1 protein-coding gene is annotated in these 227 nt (G+C 59.5%); it reads left to right on the top strand.

Annotated elements, in window-relative coordinates; all coding sequences use genetic code 11:
• A partial coding sequence (locus GTN70_11345; GenBank protein NIO17555.1) for a hypothetical protein occupies positions 1-227 on the top strand: 227 nt, incomplete at both ends.

Below are 227 nucleotides of genomic sequence, written 5' to 3'. Positions count from 1 at the left end.
ATCGAAGCCTTTGCCGGCCAGCCCTCAGCAGAGATAAATCCGGCAGATGCCGAAAAACTCGGCGCCAAAGCGGGTGATTTGATTCGGCTCACCTCCCGCCGCGGGGAAGTGATCGTAGCCGCGGATGTGACGGAACGCACGGCTCCGGGCATCATCTTCCTCACTTTCCATTACCGTGAGGCCGCCGCCAACTTGCTGACAAATGACGCCCTCGATCCCTATGCCAA

The sequence above is a fragment of the Deltaproteobacteria bacterium genome, from assembly GCA_011773515.1.
GTDB lineage: Bacteria > Desulfobacterota > Deferrimicrobia > J040 > J040 > WVXK01.
This window is presented reverse-complemented; position numbering and strand designations above follow the sequence as displayed.